Source organism: Sediminibacterium sp. GW821-FHT12F12, from assembly GCF_058806635.1.
This window is the reverse complement of sequence record NZ_JBXAPW010000012.1, coordinates 63119-83999: the sequence shown is the minus strand read 5'-3', so window position 1 is coordinate 83999 and position 20881 is coordinate 63119. Positions and strand designations below refer to the sequence as shown.

The 20881-nt window shown below is 45.7% G+C and carries 15 protein-coding genes and 1 tRNA gene; 8 read left to right on the top strand and 8 right to left on the bottom strand.

The window, feature by feature from the left end; genetic code table 11:
• Positions 1–94: 94 nt before the first annotated feature.
• Entirely contained in the window at positions 95–1192 is a 1098-nt protein-coding gene (locus AC1RNB_RS15325) for a vWA domain-containing protein (RefSeq protein WP_493084217.1), read from the bottom strand.
• Between the two features lie 161 nt (positions 1193–1353).
• Positions 1354–4617 (bottom strand): glycosyltransferase family 117 protein, encoded by a 3264-nt coding sequence (locus tag AC1RNB_RS15320; RefSeq protein WP_493084215.1) that lies wholly within the window; start codon positions 4615–4617, stop codon positions 1354–1356.
• 194 nt (positions 4618–4811) lie between these two features.
• Between AC1RNB_RS15320 and mtaB the strand changes: the two genes are divergently transcribed.
• Positions 4812–6086, top strand: coding sequence for a tRNA (N(6)-L-threonylcarbamoyladenosine(37)-C(2))-methylthiotransferase MtaB (gene mtaB / locus AC1RNB_RS15315; protein WP_493084213.1), 1275 nt, complete (start codon positions 4812–4814; stop codon positions 6084–6086).
• A gap of 265 nt (positions 6087–6351) precedes the next feature.
• Here mtaB and AC1RNB_RS15310 read toward each other — a convergent pair whose 3' ends face one another.
• Positions 6352–6855, bottom strand: a complete 504-nt coding sequence (locus AC1RNB_RS15310; RefSeq protein ID WP_493084211.1) for a UpxY family transcription antiterminator — start codon at positions 6853–6855, stop codon at positions 6352–6354.
• Between the two features lie 48 nt (positions 6856–6903).
• Entirely contained in the window at positions 6904–9048 is a 2145-nt protein-coding gene (locus AC1RNB_RS15305) for a carboxy terminal-processing peptidase (RefSeq protein WP_493084209.1), read from the bottom strand.
• Between the two features lie 168 nt (positions 9049–9216).
• Between AC1RNB_RS15305 and AC1RNB_RS15300 the strand changes: the two genes are divergently transcribed.
• The 3 genes from AC1RNB_RS15300 to AC1RNB_RS15290 all read left to right on the top strand — a co-directional run bounded on the left by AC1RNB_RS15300 (position 9217) and on the right by AC1RNB_RS15290 (position 12760).
• Positions 9217–9290 (top strand) — tRNA-His (locus AC1RNB_RS15300).
• Between the two features lie 54 nt (positions 9291–9344).
• Positions 9345–9944, top strand: coding sequence for a DUF445 domain-containing protein (locus AC1RNB_RS15295; RefSeq protein ID WP_493084207.1), 600 nt, complete (start codon positions 9345–9347; stop codon positions 9942–9944).
• Positions 9945–10105: 161 nt separating this feature from the next.
• Entirely contained in the window at positions 10106–12760 is a 2655-nt protein-coding gene (locus AC1RNB_RS15290; protein WP_493084205.1) for a TonB-dependent receptor, read from the top strand.
• 94 nt (positions 12761–12854) lie between these two features.
• On the opposite strand, the gene AC1RNB_RS15285 is transcribed toward AC1RNB_RS15290, so the two are convergent.
• Together AC1RNB_RS15285 and AC1RNB_RS15280 are read right to left on the bottom strand one after the other, a co-directional pair.
• Positions 12855–14033 (bottom strand): MFS transporter, encoded by a 1179-nt coding sequence (locus tag AC1RNB_RS15285; RefSeq protein WP_493084203.1) that lies wholly within the window; start codon positions 14031–14033, stop codon positions 12855–12857.
• 42 nt (positions 14034–14075) lie between these two features.
• Positions 14076–14732, bottom strand: a complete 657-nt coding sequence (locus tag AC1RNB_RS15280) for a protein-L-isoaspartate(D-aspartate) O-methyltransferase (RefSeq protein WP_493084201.1) — start codon at positions 14730–14732, stop codon at positions 14076–14078.
• Positions 14733–14976: 244 nt separating this feature from the next.
• On the opposite strand from AC1RNB_RS15280, the gene AC1RNB_RS15275 reads away from it, so the two are divergent.
• The gene (locus tag AC1RNB_RS15275) at positions 14977–15495 is read left to right on the top strand and encodes a hypothetical protein (protein ID WP_493084200.1); all 519 of its coding nucleotides are present in this window, start codon (positions 14977–14979) and stop codon (positions 15493–15495) included.
• Between the two features lie 91 nt (positions 15496–15586).
• On the opposite strand, the gene AC1RNB_RS15270 is transcribed toward AC1RNB_RS15275, so the two are convergent.
• Positions 15587–17314 (bottom strand): phospho-sugar mutase, encoded by a 1728-nt coding sequence (locus AC1RNB_RS15270; RefSeq protein WP_493084198.1) that lies wholly within the window; start codon positions 17312–17314, stop codon positions 15587–15589.
• Between the two features lie 101 nt (positions 17315–17415).
• Between AC1RNB_RS15270 and AC1RNB_RS15265 the strand changes: the two genes are divergently transcribed.
• Entirely contained in the window at positions 17416–18378 is a 963-nt protein-coding gene (locus AC1RNB_RS15265) for a DUF2279 domain-containing protein (RefSeq protein WP_493084196.1), read from the top strand.
• A gap of 93 nt (positions 18379–18471) precedes the next feature.
• On the opposite strand, the gene AC1RNB_RS15260 is transcribed toward AC1RNB_RS15265, so the two are convergent.
• Entirely contained in the window at positions 18472–18972 is a 501-nt protein-coding gene (locus tag AC1RNB_RS15260; protein ID WP_493084195.1) for a phosphoribosyltransferase family protein, read from the bottom strand.
• Positions 18973–19069: 97 nt separating this feature from the next.
• Here AC1RNB_RS15260 and AC1RNB_RS15255 point away from each other — a divergent pair, with 97 nt between their 5' ends.
• Both AC1RNB_RS15255 and AC1RNB_RS15250 read left to right on the top strand, forming a co-directional pair.
• On the top strand, positions 19070–20383 hold the full coding sequence (locus AC1RNB_RS15255; RefSeq protein ID WP_493084193.1) for a 4Fe-4S dicluster domain-containing protein: 1314 nt from the start codon (positions 19070–19072) through the stop codon (positions 20381–20383).
• Between the two features lie 161 nt (positions 20384–20544).
• Entirely contained in the window at positions 20545–20874 is a 330-nt protein-coding gene (locus AC1RNB_RS15250) for a DHCW motif cupin fold protein (protein ID WP_493084191.1), read from the top strand.
• The last annotated feature ends 7 nt before the right edge of the window (positions 20875–20881 follow it).

Sequence of the window (20881 nt, the reverse complement as noted above, 5' to 3'; positions counted from 1 at the left end):
TCGTGAGTCGTGAGTCGTCAGTAGTGAGTAGGGAGTGTCATTTCCTTACTTTTAACTTTTAACTTTTGACTTTTGACTTTTGACTTTTGACTTCCTAATAAACCGTCTTCCGCTTCCCGCTTTCAAAATCTTTAAATATAAATGCGCCCAGTTTATCGAGAGAGGCAAAAAAGGCTTTTCCGTTATTGGTTTCTGTAAACTCCTGTACAAATTTCTGCAGGTATGGGTCTGATGCGATCATGAAAGTGGTGATCGGGATCTTCAGTTTTTTACACTGCGCCGCCAGGTTGATACAACGGTTCACTACTTTTCTATCAAGTCCGAAACTGTTTTTGTAATACCGGCCACCGATCTTTAAACAGGTGGGTTTGCCATCGGTGATCATAAAGATCTGTTTGTTGGGATTCTTTCTTCTGCGCAGCAGGTCCATCGCCAACTCCAGGCCCGCCACAGTATTGGTATGATATGGCCCTACCTGCAGGTAAGGCAGGTCTTTGATCTCGATACTCCAGGCATCGTTACCAAAGACCACAATATCCAATGTGTCTTTGGGGTATTTGGTGGTGATGAGTTCGCTCAATGCCATCGCCACTTTTTTGGCGGGCGTGATCCTGTCTTCCCCGTACAATATCATCGAATGCGAAATATCGATCATCAATACAGTAGAAGTCTGTGTTTTAAAATCACTCTCCCTGATCTGCAGGTCATCTTCCCGCATCGAAAAACTATCGATCCCATGATTGATCTGCGCATTGCGGATACTTTCCGTAAAATCTATCTGCTCCAGCATATCGCCAAACTGAAAGGGACGGGTGTCCGGGTTCTGTTCATCGCCCTGGCCGGGCTTAAAGGTCTGGTGATTACCCTGTTTGGTTTTCTTCAGTTTACCAAAGATCTCTTCCAGACTTTTCTTGCGGATGGTCTGTTCCGATTTACCGGTGATCCTGAAACTACCATCCTGCGGATTCTCCTGCAGGTAACCGTTCTGTTTCAGATCATCAATAAAATCGCCCATGCCATATTCATCGTTGGTGAGCTGGTATTTCCGGTCCAGCTGGTTCAGCCAGTCCAATGCCTCTGACGCGTCGCCATTGGTATAAGACAGTAACTGCATAAAAAGATCGAGCAGTTGTTCAAACCGGCTCTTATCATTTTCATGAGGGTTAAAATGTACAAAACGGTGTCCGCGCATAGCTGTAAATAACAAGAGATGAGTACTACAATATTAACGAAGATGCCGGGTATTGGTTTGCGGAATGAGAAATAAATACCCCATTGGGCAGCCCCAGGAGATTCCTTTAACAAAAACAGCCCGGACCATGCCGGGCTGTTTGCGATTTATCTTATCAGAACCTATTTTTTAGGACTGTCTTTGGCAGCAGAATCTCTTGGTGCCATTAATTTACCAGGGATCTGGATCCTTGGATTGTACACACTCTGTAGCTGGTCAAGGCCCTGCAGGTAGTTTTCTGCCATTCGTTTCTCATCTGCCATATTTTCGGCACTTTTTGTACCCAGCGAATTGTAGTAACGCACCTGCTGTTGCAGGTCTTTCTTCACAGAAGCCGCTATTTTATTGGCCAGTGTGGTATCGTCTGCCATATAACAAGCCTGCAGGAACAGCAATGAATTACGGTTGTGCTGGTTACCGCGACTGGTCATACCGTAATCGAAATTACCGGCGTTCTCCAGCATCTTATCTGCTTTCTCCAGTACTTTTCTGGCTTCCTCTTTGCGGTTCTTGGCAGCCAGATCCATCGCCAGCTCTGAATAAGCGGTACGGATAGAGTTCAGGTGGCGGCGGTTCTCTTCGTCAAAGTACACGCCTTTTACATTCGCATTTCCAAACGCAAATTTGTTCATGGCTTTGTCCAGCATCCAGTCTGTGTTTACACGACTGTTCTCTACCGGAACCAGGCGGTATGATAAACCATCTCTGCGGATATACTGATCAAAACCCAGATCTGCAGAAGGACTCGTAAAATAGATCGGACGCTGCCACTTATTAGCTGCGATGATATTCAGTAAGGCCAGGTCGTTCTTCACCAACGCGCCTTTGGGAATTTCAAAACGGAGTTCACTTACTACACTGTCTGTTGCATTCACGGTTCCGTTTTTCAATACCAATGCTTTATCAACCGGCACCGATAATTTTTTCACCGGATAGGTATTCAATGCTTCGCCATTACCCCTGTCGTCCATCTTGGCCGGATCATCGCTACCTACATAATTCTTCATCACATCATACAGGTCGTAAAAAGCATTCTCCGGGATACCGGGCTGCGGGCGGTATAAAATATAATCGCGTTTGCCACCTTCGATCTGTTCAGGTGTCCAGATCACATCAATCGGATCGCTCTCGTTTACTTTGTAACGGAGCTGGTTAATGTACCAGTCAATACCCAATAAACTGAAGTTGATCACACGTACATCTCTGCGGATACCTTCTACTTCCTGGGCATACCACAAAGGATAGGTATCGTTATCACCGTAGGTGAAAAGGATGGCATTAGGAGCACAACTTTCGAGGTAATCTTTGGCAAGGTCGCGTGGCAATTCTTTTTTACTGCGGTCATGGTCGTCCCACTCCTGCTGCGCCATCAATACCGGTACTGCGAGCAAGCAGATAGCAGTAGCAACAGAAGCCGCGGCAGCCTGCGAAAGGGCTTTACCCAACCAGTCGCGCACTTTTAATACGCCCAAACCAATCCACACAGCAAAAGCGTAGAAGCTTCCTACATACGCATAATCACGCTCACGCGGTTGATAACCGGCCTGGTTCAGGTACAACACAATGGCCATACCGGTAAAGAAGAACAATAACAGGTTGATCGTTCCATCATCTCCTCTTTTCTTGAACTGATAAAACAAACCAATCAGACCAAGAATAAAAGGCAGCAGGAATAATTTGTTATGGGCTTTGTTATTTTTCAGACTGTCTGGCAGGGTACTCTGGTCGCCATACAGCATGTTATCTATCAAAGAAATCCCGGTAATCCAGTTACCATCGCGCACGTTGCCTGCAAATAGTCCCTGGTTATCATTTTGTTTTCCCGAGAAGTTCCACATGAAATAGCGGAAATACATCCAGTACGTCTGGTAGCCTACAAAAAACTTCACATTATCCGCCTGTGTTGGTGCCCGTTCATATTTTCCTTCGCGGGTTTTATTGATCCCTAAATAATATGCATAGTAATCGGCATGGTTCTGGTCGTTGCTCGGATCCCAAACACGGGGGAATACCATTTTGTCTTCAGACGCATATACATATTTACGATCCTGTCCCAGCTCAATATATTTATCCTTCGATTTCTGGTAACGCATGCCGGTATTCTTAAGGTCAACCGGGTCTGCGGTAAATTTCTGTCCGTATAACAAAGGAAAATCGCCATACTGATCACGACCGAGATAGCCTACTAAACTATTAGGATTATCCACATTGTACATATCCACGGAAGGATTGGCATTACTGCGGATCATGGTGGTAACATAGGTACTGTACCCTACCAGCATAAAAGCAAAACACCAGATAGCGAGGCGCAGGTAAGCCCAGGCTTTTTTATCGGCCAGTTTCAATCCGTACCAGATCAGGCCGGCCACCAGCACAAAAAAGAAAGTGAATCCGGAGAAGAAAGGCAGTCCGAAACTATTAACAAAATAACGATCGAAGGTACCCGCCAGTTTCACCGAATACTGGATCACACCTACCTGTACCACACCGGTAATGATACAACCGATGGCGAAAAAGATATAAACACCGCCGTAATAGGCTTTTTTATCCTTACCCTGTTTTTCTACCAGGAACAGCAGACCAATAGCGGCGATAACGGCCACAATCATTAAGCCGGCCATCGTACCATCCATCGGTACATTATCGGTAGACTCTGCAGAGGCGCTGATGAGCGCACCAATCACAGCCAGTACACCGCCGATGGCTACCAAACGGAGGAACCATTTGCGGAGAATATCATAGTTGAAAGTATCTCTCCTGCGGAAATAATATACCATTACAATGGCGGGAATGGTTAAGAGGTTCAGCAAGTGAACCCCGATCGACAATCCCATCAGGAAAAAGATAAACACGATCCAGCGGTCTGCACCGGGCTCATCGGCATGGTTCTCCCATTTCAGGATGGCCCAGAATACGATGGCGGTGAAGAAAGAGGACATGGCGTATACTTCACCTTCAACAGCACTATACCAGAAAGAATCACTGAAAGTATAGGCAAGTGCTCCTACCACACCGGCACCCATGATAGACCAGGCCTGAGATAGGGTAAGGGTATCGCTGGTGGAAACATTTACGATGCGTCTGGCAAAGTGGGTGATGGTCCAGAACAGGAACAGGATGGTAAAACCACTGGCCAGGGCGCTCATGATATTCACGGCTTTGGCGGCGGTCAGCGGATTATCGCCAAACAGAACAATGAAGATCCGGCCCAGCATCACAAACAACGGGGCTCCCGGAGGGTGTGGGATCTGTAATTTAAAACAGGAGCTTACAAACTCACCGCAATCCCAGAAACTTCCTCCGGCTTCGGTGGTCATAATGTAAACGGTACAGGCGATCAGGGCCACTACCCATCCAACAAGGTTATTGATCTTCTTAAACTGCATTGGTTTTGGTTTTTTAAGACTGGCAAACATAACTTTTATATCGTAAATCGGGAAATGGATATGGGGGTTTGGGTTATTTTAAGAAAACGTTAGGGAGGGCAGTCTGGGGTTTGGAGTTTGGAGTTTGGGGTTCGATGTGCTGAACTCCAAACTCCAAACCCCAAACTCCTAACTTCCTTATCTTTGCCCCTTCTATGGAAAAAAAGCGAACCGTAGCCTTTCACACCCTGGGTTGTAAACTCAATTTTTCGGAAACTTCTACCCTTTCCCGTTTACTGGAGAGCGAAGGTTTTGAAAAACGTGATTTTGACGACCAGGCCGATGTGTATGTGATCAATACCTGCTCGGTAACGGATAATGCGGATAAGGAATGCCGGCAGCTGGTTCGCCGGATCCAGCGGAAAACGCCGGAAAGTTTTGTGGTGATCACCGGTTGTTATGCCCAGCTCAAGCCCGCAGAAATCGCTTCCATACCCGGGGTTGACCTGGTACTGGGTGCCGCCGAAAAGTTCAATATTGCCCGCCATATTGGCGAACTGGCCAAGGGCGATGCTGCCCGCATCTGCAGTTGCGATATTGAAGAAGTAAGCGGATTTAATGCCTCTTTTTCTCAAAACGACCGTACCCGTACCTTTTTAAAAGTGCAGGATGGCTGTGATTATAACTGTTCCTTCTGCACCATCCCCATGGCGCGGGGTAAAAGCCGTAGCGATAATGTGGCCAATGTGGTAGGTCATGCTGAAAAACTGGCAGCCGATGGGGTAAAAGAGATCGTACTTACCGGCGTAAACCTGGGCGATTTCGGGAAGGGACCGGATGGCGATAACAAATACGAAGAAAACTTCTTTGACCTCGTAAAAGCGCTGGATAAAATAAAGGGAATTGAACGTTACCGTATTTCCTCCATCGAACCCAACCTGCTTACCAATGAGATCATCGAATATGTAGCCAACAGCGATAAGTTTATGCCGCATTTTCATATACCCCTGCAAAGCGGGAGCAATGAGATTTTGAAACTGATGAGGAGGCGTTATAAAAGAGAACTGTATGCCGAAAGAGTGGCCCTCATCAAAACCCTGATGCCGCATTGCGCCATCGGCGTGGATGTGATTGTAGGTTTTCCCGGTGAAACCGATCAGCAGTTTACCGAAACCTTCGATTTCCTGCACTCGCTCGATGTGTCTTACCTCCACGTGTTTACTTACTCAGAAAGGGATCATACCAAAGCCCTGGAAATAAAACCCGTAGTACCCGTTGCTGTGCGCAATGAACGCAACAAAACCCTGCGTAACCTCTCCTACATGAAGATGCAGTACTTTACCAACCAGTTCACCGGCCAAACCCGCAAAGTTTTGTTTGAGGCTTTTGAGAAAAACGGCATGATGGAAGGATACACAGATAACTATATCCGCATCAGTACCCCGTATAGAAAAGAATGGGCGAACGAAATTGTGAATTGGGAATTGTGAATGGGCAATAGGCAATGATCAAACAGTTCCTTATCCACTCATCATTGACAATTACCCATGCATGAAAGATGTGAGTAGTGAGTCAACACCATTTCTCATTGACAATTGACCATTCCCCATTCACTGAACTCGTGAGTGGTGAGTGGTGAGTTGTCAGTAGTGAGTAAATATCATTTTTCATTCAGCATTGACCATTGCCTATTCACAAAAGATGTAAGTAGTATATCAACACATTTTACACTCACTACTAACCACTCCCAACTCACTAAATCGGTGATAAAAATTCTGCGGGAAACTCCACTACCATTACCTGTCCCAGGCTTTCGAGTTTTACATACACTTTTTTCTTGCCGCCGCGTAATACGGTTCCTTCGTTACCCATGAATACACCATGGTTTACGGTTACCTGCATCTGTTCCTTAAATCCTTCTTCGGAGAGAATAGAAATGCTGGCATCTTTTTCGGCAAGGTATTTTTTAATAAGATCTACTTCTTCATTTTTGATGACCGCAGGTTTGCGCAGGTAGTGCACAAAATTGAGTACTCCATCCGTCATCAGTACTTTGGTACGTTCGGTATCATCGATCCGTACAAACACATAGGATTTGAATAACGGATCCTCGATGATTTTTTTCCGATCGCTCCACTGGCGTTCAACCCTTTGTAACGGGCACCAGCTTTCGATTCCCTTTCTGATCAGTGCGCTATCAATCTTTTTTTCCCAACGGGGTTTGGTATATAAAGCGTACCACTTCTTCTCAGGTTCCATGTGCATGCATCGTTTGAACTCACAAAATACAGAATATAAGCCAACTGATTACTTTGCCACGGTTTGCACCTGCGTGTGTACCATCTGACCTACCATTTTAACGGTTTCATCTATATGCATATCTGTTTTCAGGAACTTGAGCCATGCCTGGTAACGTTCTCCTTTGGAGGGGTCCGGATTTTTATAAAACTTATCATTATCCGCCACCAGTGCAGCTACGTTCAGTTCTTCTTTGGCCTTCAGTAAAGTATTGTTCTGGTTAACAGTAGCCATGATCTGTTTCTGCCGCGCTTTGTATTTCTGCAATTGCAGGTCTACGGGCATTTCTGCATTTTTAGCGAGCCATTGCAGGTTACTTTTCAGGAGGTTATAAGAAGCATCGCTCTGGATCTTTTCGTTCTCTTTTTTCACGAGGTTATCCAATCCAAAACTATCGTTCCAGGTCTGGTAATTCATTTTAGGGATCTCATCGTAAGGCAATGCACCCGGATTATCTTTTTCACGCCCTTTATAATACTCCAATGCATCCGGCAATACCACATCGGGTGTGATACCTTTTAACTGTGTAGAACCGCCATTTACCCGGTAAAATTTCTGGAAGGTAAGTGTCATAGCTCCCATATCGGTGCGACCACTGTACAGGTCGTTACGGTTGCCAAAGGGTACCTGGCGTTGTACGGTTCCTTTTCCGTAGGTAGAAGAACTTCCGATAATGATTCCTCTCTTGTAATCCTGGATAGCACCGGCAAAAATTTCACTGGCCGAGGCACTGAACTCGTTCACCATCACTGCCAGCGGACCATCATACAGGATGGATTCATCGTTATCGCGCCAGGTATTCTGATCCACACGGCCGCTTCTTTCTTTTACCTGCACCACCGGACCGCTTTTGATAAACAATCCCACCATTTTCACCACTTCATATAAGGAACCACCGCCATTATTCCGAACATCGATCACGATGCCTTTTACATTCTCTGCTTTCAGTTTGATCACTTCCTGGGCCACGTCTTCTGAGCAATGGTGACCATTTACATCTTCAAAATCAGAATAAAAATCAGGCAGATAGATATATCCGATCTTATCATTGCCGTTCTGTATCACCGCACTGCGGGCATACCCTTCATCCTGCACCACTTCTTCGCGGATCATGCTTACCTGTTTGTAAGAGCCGTCCTGTTTTTTGATGGTCAGTCTTACTTCTGTTCCCTTATTACCGCGGATCAGTTTTACCGCATCGGTGGTTTCAAAACCGGTTACATCTACCGGTTCTCCCTTGCCCTGTGCCACTTTGGTGATCACATCGTTCACCACTACTTCGCCCGATTTCCAGGCGGCACCACCGGTAACGATACTCGCTATTTTAATACCATAATCATCTTTCTGCAGGGTAGCACCAATACCGTAGAACTTACCACTCATCTTCTCATCAAAAGATCTTTTCTCCACTGGTGGAAAATAATCGCTGTGCGGATCCATCTGGTTGGTGATCACGTTGATGAAAGAATTAAAGCGTTCTTCTTCCTTAAATGTTTTCTGGATACGCTCATAGGTTTCATTCATGATCTTCAGCACACGCTCACGCGCTTCGCGCTCCAGGGTAGAATCCTGTTTTACCACAAAATCTTTCTGGCCTTTATTTTTCTCACGCTGCTCTAACAGGTCGGCGTATCTCTCCAGTGTATAATATTTCAGTTTCTTGCGCCAGCGTTCTGCCCGTTCTGCTTCATCTTTCATGTAAGACAGCTTATCGCCATCCATTTCCACGGTTTCATCTTTGGAAAAGTCGAAGGGTTTGCTGAGAACGGAACGATAAATCCCGATCACGTCTTTGATGCGCTGGTCATACAAAGCACTCACCGCCGGAGCAAACTGGATGGGTGTGGCTTCATGAATCTCATCATCGATCGTGGTCTCATATTTTTTGAGGGCGGTTATATCCGACTGCAGGAAATGCGATTTATCGCCGTCCAGGTCTTCGAGGTATTTTTTAAATACCTGGCGGGAGAAATCGTCATTGATATTTTTGGGACTGTAATGCTGTTGCTCCAGAATGGTACCCACAGCAGCAAGTAAACGTTGTTTCTGGGTAACCAGTATGTCTTTTGATCCGATCCCGGAGGTTCTGAAAGCAAAAAACAGACCACCGAATAAAACGACGGCCAACAGCAATAATCCTTTTCTACTCTTCATAAAATGCGTAAATTTTTGCATGACTGTTCCAAAAATAGCCCAAAAAGCGGTTAAGCCATCAGTACTTATCCCAATTAACAAAGGTTTTGATGAGTGGTTCGGAAAAAGATTGTGAAAAATGACGCCCAACTAATCCCGAATTTTCCTATTTTTGCCGTCCAAAAAACGGAGAGCGTAGCTCAGTTGGTTAGAGCGTTAGTTTGTGGCACTAAAGGTCGGGGGTTCGAGACCCCTCGTTCTCCCTCTACAAAACCTATCCCGCCTTGAAAGCGGAATAGGTTTTTAAATTTTATGACATGAGCTATGGCTTGTTACTGTTGCCCCTGATCTCGGCTTTTATCGGCTGGTTCACCAACTGGATCGCGATCAAGATGTTGTTTCATCCCAGAGAGCCCAAAAAAATCCTCTGGTTTACCCTGCATGGTATTTTCCCGAAAAGACAAAGACAGTTTGCTGAAAAACTGGGAAAACTGGTTAGTTCGGAGTTATTGTCTTTCAGCGACATAGAAACTAAAATCACCCATCCGGACAACCTGAAAAAGATCATGCCGCATGTAGAAGGGCATATTGACCAGTTTTTACGGGTAAAACTGGCCGAGCAGATGCCGGTAATCAGCATGTTTATTGGTGATAAGACCATTAATGAGCTGAAATCGGTGTTTATGGCCGAGCTGGAAACCCTATTCCCCATCATCATGCAGAAATACATGGGTAGCCTGCAGGAGCAGCTGGATCTGGAGCAGATCGTGATTGAAAAAGTGGCTGGTTTTTCTTCAGACAAGCTGGAGCAGATCCTCAACAGCATCATGGCCAAAGAATTCCGCTTTGTGGAAATCATTGGCGGTGTACTCGGATTTCTGATCGGTTTATTGCAAATTCTGCTGACCTCTTTATAGGAATGACCGATTAAAAGGGGTAATCACCGACAATATAGGCATTTCTACCCCCTATGTTTCAACTTTGTCCATTCAAAATTGTCTTATTACCGCTGGTGTAATGAAAAAAGGGGCTGCCCCTATTGCATCGCAACTTTGCATTATATAATACATACAACATCATGAGAAAATTATTAGTAGTTGGTATCCTTAACCTGTTTATTCTGTCGGCTTTTGCCCAGATGCCCGGAGGCATGCGTGCCGGTGGCGGAGGTGCACAAAGCATGAATATTGGCCATTTTTTTGGCAAACTGGTAGACAGTAAGACCAACAAGGGCCTCGAATCTGTAACGGTACAGCTGATCGGCAACAAGTTTGATACAGTTACCAAAAAAATGAAAGAAGCCATCCTCAGCACCCAGATCACCAAGGCTAATGGTGATTTCAACTTTGAAAATCTTCCTGTTTTTGGCAATTTTAAAATGAAAGCCAGTGCATTAGGGTATAAAGCACTGGAAAAAACCCTGACTTTTGGTATTAAAATGCCCCAGCCCGGTGCCGCCAATGCTGCCGGTGGTAATATGCAGCAAATCTTAGCCATGGCCGATAAGGACCTGGGCAATATTAAAATGGAAGAAGACGCTACCAACCTTGGGAACGTAACCGTTACTTCTTCTGCCAAACCTTTACTGGAACTGGGTATTGATCGTAAGATCTTTAACGTAGACAAGAACCTGGTTAGCTCCGGCCAAACCGCTACCGAGATCATGAAAAGCATTCCTTCGCTGAATGTGGATATTGATGGGAATGTTACCATGCGGAATGCCAGTCCTACCCTGTTCATCGATAACCGTCCCACTACCCTTACCCTTGACCAGATCCCTGCCGATATCATCGACAAAGTGGAACTGATTACCAACCCTTCTGCCAAGTTTGATGCTTCCGGCGGAAATGCGGGTATTCTGAATATTGTACTGAAGAAGAATAAAAAGACCGGTTATAACGGTGGCATCAGAACCGGTATCGACTCACGTGGTAAATTAAACCTGGGTGGCGATCTGAACCTGCGTCAGAACAAGATCAATTTTTCACTGAGTGCCAACTTTAATGAGCGTAAATCCATTTCTGATGGTATTACCGACAGAACCAACCTGTTGTTTACGCCCAGTTCTGTGTATAATACCAGTCATGGTGTAAATACCGGCTATTTTGGTTTTGGCCGGGCCGGTCTGGATTTTCTGATCGATAACCGTAATACGATCTCGATTGCCGGAAACTTTATGCGCGGTCAGTTTGATAACGAGCAAACGCAGAAAGTAGATTCAACCATCAAATCGGTGTTCAGCTCCTATAACCAAATCAATACGACCAGCAATGCGATGATGCGGAATATGGGAACACAGGTAAGTTTTAAACACAATTTTACCAAGAGTGGGCATAATATTTCTGCCGACTTCAACTATAACTCCAGCAACAACGATAACAATGCCAATATAAGTACCCAAACTTATAACAGTAATGGTTCTACCAAAGGACAGGCTTTGTTGCAGAAAACCATCGGCGGCGGTTCTACCAAGAACTATATTTTACAGGCTGACTATGAGAATCCGCTGAGTGATGACAGTAAACTGGAAGCAGGTGTGAGAACCGCTATCCGAGATTTCAGCAACATGAGCGATCAGTACCGGTATGATTACAGCAGCAGTGCTTATACACTGGTGCCGGGTATCAGTAACAAATATAAATTTTACGACCAGGTATCTGCGGCATACACCACTTATAGCTTCAAAGTAAAAAAATGGAGTTACCAGTTAGGCCTGCGTGCAGAAAGTTCTACTTACACCGGTACTTTACTGAATGCAAAAGGTCAGGATTCTGCCACTTTTAAAGTGAACTACCCGCTGAGTCTGTTCCCAAGTGCGTTTGTTACGTATAAGATGGATGATAAGCAGGATCTGCAGTTAAACTATTCACGTCGTGTAAACCGTCCTAACTTTTTCCAGCTGATGCCTTTCCCTGATTATTCTGATCCACAGAATATCAATATCGGTAATGCGGGTCTGAAGCCGGAGTTCACCAACTCATTCGAGGTTTCTTATAACAACGCCTATACCCGTGGAGCTAATTTCCTCGCTACGGCTTTCTTCAAACATACCACAGACCTGATTACCCGGTATGTGTACAGGGATAAGAATGGTTTGGTTAGCGGCGATAGTGCTTTCTTCAATACCTATATCAATGCTGATTATAGTTATTCTTATGGTCTTGAACTGACCAACAAAATGGCATTGACCAAGTGGTGGGATTTTACCGTGAATGTGAATCTCTTCAACTCAAAGATCAACGCCACCGTGCCTGGTCAGAGCCTGAGCAATTCACTGGTTAGCTGGTTTGGTAAAATGAATAACAACTTCAAAGCCGGCAAAGGTTGGTCTATCCAGTTCAGCGGCGACTACCAGGCAAAATCGGTGTTACCTCCTAATTCAGGCGGTGGCGGCCGTGGTGGTGGCGGAATGATGTGGGGTGGCCCGCAATCTACCTCTCAGGGGTATAACCTTCCCCGTTATGGATTTGACCTGGCAGTGCGTAAAGACTGGACCTGGAAAAACGGACAAAGCGGTTCCTTAACACTGAGTATGAATGATGTGTTCCGTACACAGGTGTTCAAAACCTATTCAGAAAGTACTTTCTTTACCCAAAACAGCGAAAGAAGAAGAGACCAGCAGGTATTGCGTCTTAACTTCAGTTACCGCTTTGGTAAATTTGATGCAACCCTGTTCAAACGTAAAAATACGAAAGCAGAGCAAGGTGGTGGCATGGAGATGATGCAGCAGTAAGTTAATTAGCAATCAGAAATTAACAATTAATAATTGAATACAGAGAAGCCGTTCTTGCAGGACGGCTTCTTTTTTGACGGTATTCACTTCAGGATTACTCTCTTTTTTGCAATTGTTTTTTCATGGCCAGGAGGCCGAGTATGGGGCCGATGGCGAGGATGAGGTACAGGTTCCGGGGGGCGATGTAAGGGCGGAGGTAATTGATGGTTTCGATGCTGCAGATGGTGATGGCAAAACCGATAGAATTGGTGATGGTTAAAGCGGTTCCCCTGATTTCGGCGGGGATGGCTTGTGCTACCAGCGTGGAGAACTGCGGCGAATCGGCTACCACCGACATCCCCCATATCACTAAAAACAAACAGAATACAGGAAAAGAAAAATGAAAGAACAGCGGCGAAAGTAAACAGCAAGCAGCTGAGATTACCAGGGCCAGAGAAGCAGTTCGGGCACTTCCGATACGGCGCGAAAGATAGCCACCTCCTACGCAGGCTATAGCACCTGCACTGATGATACAAAAAGAGAGCATCGATACTGATTGCCCGGTACTGGCATACTGATCGAAATAGGTATAGAGAATGGATGGTACAAAGGCCCAGAAAGTATAGAGTTCCCACATATGCCCGAAATACCCAAAAGCGGCCGACCGGAATAGTCCGTTTCGGAAGATCCGCCGGAGTACAGATGGATCAAACCCGTTACTCCTGCTGCGGTGTGGGCCATCGGGTACAAAAAACAGAATTGTCATTCCACCCATTACTGACAAGAGGGAACTCACAATCATCACTGCTTTCCAGGAAAAACTGCTTGTATACACATGAACAAAGTGCGGAAAAGCAGTTCCCAACACCAATGCACCTACCAGCCAGCCCAATGCTTTGCCCAACCCTTCTTTGTGATAATCGGCTGCGATCTTCATGCCCACCGGGTAAATACCTGCGAGAAAAAAACCGGTCGTAAAACGGGCCATCAGCAACAGCGAAAATCTATCGGCCACAAAAACAGACAGATTGGTCAGCGCTGCAGCCATGGCACAGGTAAAAAAAACACGGGAAGGGGAAAACCGGTCAGACACGGTAAAAATGGCGAACAACAAGGTGCCGGTGATAAAACCCAGTTGTACAGCTGCTACCAGATGACCCAATGCATCGGCAGAAAGACCGAATTGGCGGATGATATCAGCAATCACCGCATTTCCGGCAAACCATACAGAAGTGCAGGCAAACTGCGCGGCCACAATATAAGGAAGTACCGTTATCGACCTTTGCTTTTGCATAGATAGCGGAATTGATACCTGCGGGTAACAGGCCATAAAAAATTACCGGTTTTTACCGGTAAGCATGGGTACAAAAGAGAATTGTTCAAAAGCCTCTTCGGTAACCGAACCATCAGCCTGTTTGGTTAAGCGCAGCATTCGTTGTGAACCACCTTCATCTACCGGAATCACCATCAGTCCCCCGGTTTTTAATTGCTGAACCAGTTTAGGAGGAATAAAAGGTGCCGCTGCAGTTATGATTACTTTATCAAAAGGCGCAAAAGTGGGCAAGCCTTCAAAACCATCCCCGAAAAAGAATTTGATGTTGGGATATTTATTCCGGAAATAATATTCTTTCTGCAGGTCGTATAATTTTTTTTGGCGCTCAATGGTATACACCCTCGCCCCCATTTCGGCCAGGATGGTTGCCTGGTAAACACTACCGGTACCAATCTCCAGTACTTTATCGCCTCTTTTGATCTGCAGGAGCTGGCTTTGGTAAGCAACTGTATAAGGCTGTGAAATAGTTTGACCTGCTGCAATTTCAAAAGCACGGTCCTCGTAGGCTATCTTATCAAAAGCAGAATCCAGGAAATAATGGCGGGGTATGGTATTAATGGCATCCAGCACCGATTCGTCTGTAATGCCTTTTTCTTTCAACAGGTCGACCAGCTTTTTACGCAGTCCTTTGTGCTGGTAGGTATCCTCATACTTTCTCATAGCATAGCGAATATACAGCTAAGAAATAAGAGCCCATACAGATAAGATAGTGGTGTAAAAAGAAAAAAACAGGCATAAGTTATTCAGAACCGTCCCGGCTCTTCCGGATAAATTACCGGTTCCATCCCCCACAGGCCACCTGAAATGCTGCAACCCGGATTACCCTCATACCATTCAGAAATAGTTTTTACCGGTTATACAGAATCCCGATGAGCCGGATTTTATCTGCTTCCAAATTGCAACCATGAAAAAACCAATACACTTATTTCTGGCAGCCTGCTTGTTACTTTTCGTTTTCTCCTGTTCAAAAGAGACCAATGGGCCTTTGAATAACCCCCGTTTCACCGCCAGCGTAAATGGCAAACAGGTGCGTTTCATGAGTCCGGTTACGGCTCAGTCTGTCAAAAAAGCCAACGGTAGTTTTGATCTGTATATTGAAGGAAAAGAATACATCACCAACGATAGCAGCATCATGATCAGGTTTGTGATCCCTGATTTTACCGTTAGCGGTGCGCAATCGGCCAGTCACCAGCTGACTACACAGTTCAACGGGAATTTTATTGAGTGGAAAACCACACCCAATTCTACGAGCGGGCGGTTTCATTATTTTCAGAATGGGCAATTATCCGTACAACAGGATGCCCGCTCCTATCTGAAGGGAAGCTTTTCGTTTACCTATTTTTTGTTCGACCGGTTAGGAAATAAAACAGAAGAAGTAGTGGTGACAGAGGGTAGTTTTTCGGATGTAATCATTGAACGGTAAAAGATCGTATAAACAGCAACTGCACAATACCGGATAAAAAAGCCACCGGTTAGCAGCTACAGCAGCAAACCGGTGGCAATCAGAATGTTCCTTATTTCAGATTCATATCTGTGATAATGTCTTTGATCTTATTTTCCAGCGAAGCATACACAGTATCGAAATCCTCTTTCCGCGCCAGCCTGGTATTGACACTGAAGTAGAATTTGATCTTGGGTTCCGTACCGGATGGGCGGGCAGAGATCTTGGTTCCGTCGGCTGTTACAAACTGCAGCACATTACTTTTGGGAAGTGCGATCGTCCAGGTTTCGCCGGTAACGAGATTGGTCCCTTTCTGCAATTCATAATCGAGCAGCGTAGCCACCTGTGCACCTGCAATGGTTTTAGGAGGGTTATTGCGGTAGCTTTCCATCATCTCAGCAATTTCTTTCTGGCCGTTCATTCCCTTTTTGGTGATGCTGATCAGGTTCTCGTAATAAAAACCATATTTGATATAGAGTTCAATCATCTTATCAAACAGGGTTTTCCCCTGGTTCTTTTCGTAGGCAGCCATTTCGCACATCAGGGCCACGGCACTAACGGCATCTTTATCGCGGATCTGGTTACCGATCATCAAACCAAAACTTTCTTCTCCGCCGATTACATAATTCTTCTGTCCGTCCAGCTCCTTGATCTTTTCAGCGATCCATTTAAAGCCGGTGAGTACATTATAGCAGGCCACATCATTCTGTTTGGCCACTTCGTTGATCATTTCGGTGGTAACGATGGTAGTGATCACCATATCATTGGGCTGTGCAATGCCTTTGGCTTTGCGCGCTTCCATCATATAGCTGAAAGCCAGTACCGCTGTCTGGTTACCATTCATTAATACCCACTCGCCCTTGTGATTTTTCACACCAATACCTACGCGGTCTGCATCCGGATCGGTGCCGAGTAAAATATCCGCATCCAGTTCTTTGGCTTTCCTCAAACCAATACTCATGGTTTCACTTTCTTCCGGATTGGGATAATTCACCGTTGGAAAATTACCATCGGGTGTGGCCTGCTCTTCCACAATAGTTACATTGGTAAAGCCAAAACGATTCAGCACTTCGGGCACCAGTGTAATACCGGTTCCATGAATGGGCGTATATACAATTTTCAGGTCATGCTGTTTGGCAATCACATCGGGGTATACACTCAGTTCTTTCACCATATCCATGTAGGCATTGTCCATGTCTTTACCGATCAGGGTAATATTGGCACTGCCTCCCTCCCATTTCACGTCGTTCACATTGGTAATGGCTTCTACTTCTATGATCACATTTTTATCATGAGGCGGCACCAATTGTCCGCCATCATTCCAATATGCTTTGTAACCATTGTATTCACGTGGATTATGCGAAGCGGTACATACCACACCCGCTTTACAGCCCAGGGTACGGATGGCGAAACTGAGTTCCGGTGTAGGGCGCAGGGCTTCGAACAGGAATACTTTGATGCCATTGGCGGCAAATACATGGGCGGTGGTTTCGGCAAAAAACCGGCTGTTGTTCCGGCTATCGTGCGCAATGGCTACTTTGATTTCTTCGCTGCCATAAGTTTTCTTCAAATAATTGGCAAAACCCTGTGTAGCCATGCCAATGGTATATTTATTGATCCGGTTGGTACCCACACCCATAATACCGCGTAAACCACCCGTGCCGAATTCGAGGTTCCGGTAAAAAGCATCTGCCAGTTCATCCGGACTATCCTTCTGTAGTTGGGCAATGGTATCTTTGGTGGCCTGGTCGTAGTTTCCGTTAACCCAGACATTGATTCTTTCCTGAATGGCAGCATCCATACTTGCAAGTTTTAAGTGTTGTTTTCTTTTACCTGACAAGTTTATGAATATTTTTTGCATTTTCAACCTACTGTGCAGTAACTCTCCGGATTTAGTGCTGTATGTTTGAGGCAGTGAAGCCTTTCCTCCTACTCATACTGTTACTGGCAATGAAGTTTGCTTTTACACAGGATTCTTTGCCGGTTCAGGTAAGCAGGCAGGATGTGCCCGATGGTAAGCCGAATCCAACAAGGATTTTCATGGCCGCCGGTGCCAGTGTGGTGGGTTATGGGCTGGGGCTGGCAGAATTATCGCATGCCTGGTACGAGAATTACCCGCAAACATCCTTTCATTTTTTTAACGATAACAATACCTGGCTGCAGGTAGATAAAGCCGGCCATGTATTTGGTGCCTATACTGCAGGCAGAATGAGTGTGGAAGTATGGCGGTGGGCCGGGTTGCCCCGCAAACAACGAATCTGGATAGGCGGACTGAGTGGTACGGCTTTTATGACGGTGATTGAAGTGCTGGATGGATACTCTTCGGGCTGGGGTTTTAGCCTCGGCGATATAGCTGCGAACCTTAGCGGCAGCGGATTATTGATTGCCCAGGAACTGGCCTGGAACGAACAAAGGATACACCTGAAATTCTCCTTTCACCAGAATACCTATACAGACCCTGTACTGAACCAGCGCGCCAATACCCTCTTCGGTAGCCGGGGTTGGGAGCGTATGCTGAAAGATTATAACGGCCAGACCTACTGGGCCAGTGCCAATCTCAAATCATTCTTCAAAAATTCAGGTTTACCTGCATGGTTAAATATAGCAGTGGGATATGGGGCAGACGGCATGTTTGGCGGCACAGAAAATACGGCCAAAGATGAAAACGGTGCTGTTTATTTCAACCGAACCGATATTCCCCGCCGCCGGCAATGGTACCTCTCTCCGGATATAGACCTTACCCGGATCAAAACCAAAAGTAAGCTCGTTAAAACCGCTTTCTTCCTCCTCAACGCCATCAAAATTCCCGCCCCCTCCATCGGCTTTTCAAAAAAAGGGATTGAATGGAACTGGCTGCATTTTTAATTAAGCATTAGACATTAACAATTAACAATTGAATACGGAGAGGCATCCCGCCATCCCATTTTTAATTTCTAATTTTTAATTTCTAATTTTTAATTACTCTACGTACGCTCCCACCAACTCCCCATCTGCTACTTCCACCTGGATATGTTCCTGCAAAGTAGTGGCAACCGATAAGCCAACGTAATCCGGTTTGATAGGAAATAATTTGTGCATCCTTTCAACCAGTACCAGGGTCTGGATAGTTTTGGGGTGAAATTCGAGTAAGGGTTTTAGTGCATACAGCAGTGTGCGGCCGCTGTTGGTTACATCATCGGCGATGATCACATGCACTTTATCGAGCGGTATATTTTCGCTGAGGGTTACGGTGGTGGGATGGTGTTTATCCATACTGAGCGAAATCACTTTGATCTCGCAGGAAACATAGTTCTTCAGCAGGGCCGCTGTTTTTTCTGCAATCACGGTTCCGCTGTTACGTATCCCGATCAGCACCACCGGTTCTGTATCACCGTTCAGGTTTTCGGCCAGTTCCAGCGCCATGCGGTGTAGTTTCTGTTCAGCGGCTTCACGGCTCATGATATAGTTCCTGGTTGCCATAGTAAGGGTTTGATGATCAAAAGTAACAACAATAAAACAACCCGCAATCCCCTTTCCAACTGGTCAAAATCTTATCTTAGCAAAATAACCGATCTCTATGCATTATCTACCGCAAATACTGTTTCTGGCCCTCTCGGCCGTAGCAGTTGGGTTATTTGCCAAAAAAGCAGGCGAAATCAGACGAAATATTCTGTTGGGTAAAGATGAAAACCTGACCGATCAGCCGGCCAAACGCTGGAGAAACCTGCTGTTGCTCGCACTGGGTCAGAAGAAGATGTTCCATAACCCGCTGGTAGCGGTGATGCACTTTATCATTTATGCCGGTTTCATCATCATCAACCTGGAAGTGTTAGAAATTGTATTGGATGGTATACTGGGCACGCACCGCCTCTTCGCCCCTTTCCTCGGCGGTTTGTATAACTGGCTTATCAATGCTTTCGAATTCCTGGCACTGGGCGTTTTACTGGTCTGTGTCGTATTTCTGAGCAGAAGAAACCTTCTCAAACTAAAACGCTTCCTGAGCAAAGACCTGAATGGCTGGCCCAGATCAGATGCCAACTATATCCTGTTCACAGAAATTGTGCTGATGTCTTTGTTCCTGATCATGAATGCAGCTGATCAGACATTACAGTCGAGAGGCAACGAACATTATTTGCCAACCGGTGCCTTTTATATTTCCGGCTGGCTCAGCCCCTTGTTCAGTGGTATGAGCGACAGCAGTCTGGTAGTACTGGAGCGAAGCTGCTGGTGGTTACATATTGCCGGCATTTTTGCTTTCCTGAATTACCTGCCTTATTCCAAACACCTGCATATTATGCTGGCTTTCCCCAATGCCTACTATGCCCGCCTGGAACCCAATGGCAAAATGAAAAATATGCCGGCTGTGCAGAATGAAGTATTATACGCCATGCAACCCGAAACAGCCCCGGCCGATGCGGCCCCACCCGCTCATTTTGGTGCAAAAGATGTTTTTGAACTGAGCTGGAAAAACCTGCTGGATGCTTACAGCTGTACCGAGTGCGGACGTTGCTCTACTGCCTGCCCCGCTAATATGACCGGCAAACTGTTAAGTCCCAGAAAGATCATGATGTCTACCCGCGACCGACTGGAAGAAGTAGGCAGAAACATCAACCAGCACAAAACTTTTGTAGCCGATAATAAATCCCTGCTGCACAATTATATCAGTGTGGAAGAACTCCGTGCCTGCACCACCTGTAATGCCTGTGTGGAAGCCTGTCCGGTCAGTATTTCCCCGCTCGATATCATCATCGAATTACGGCGGTCACTCATTATGGAAGAAAGCAATGCCCCGCAGGAGTGGAACGGCACTTTCAGCAATATCGAAAACAATTTCGCCCCCTGGAAATTCTCTCCGGATGACAGAGATCAATGGGCGGTGGAGATGAGATAGGAACAGATGAACAGATGAACAGATGAATATTGAACAAGGAACAGATGATCGGAATCAACTGTTCCTTGTTATAAGTTCTGGGTTTTATGTTCTGCGTTCGTCTGTTCCTTGTTCATCTGTTCATCTGTTCAAAAGAGATTACACCCCAAATAGTAAATACCATGAAATTCTCCCCTTTCCCTTTCTCCATCACAGACTTCGCAGACATCACTCCAGAGGTCAAACCGGGTATTACGGGATATGCTGAGTGGAGAACTTTTTTCCGGGATGAAGTGAGGATCAGGCAGGTAACGTATTCGCCGGAATACCTTGCTGACCATTGGTGCAGCAAAGGACATATTATTTACTGTATCGAAGGGGCCATGGAAACCGAACTGGCCAATGGCAGCAAACATCTACTTCAGAAAGGACTGATCTATACTGTGGGCGATGAGAGTGATGCACACAGAACCTATTCTAAAGAAGGTTGTGTGTTATTGATCGTTGATTAAATGAAAG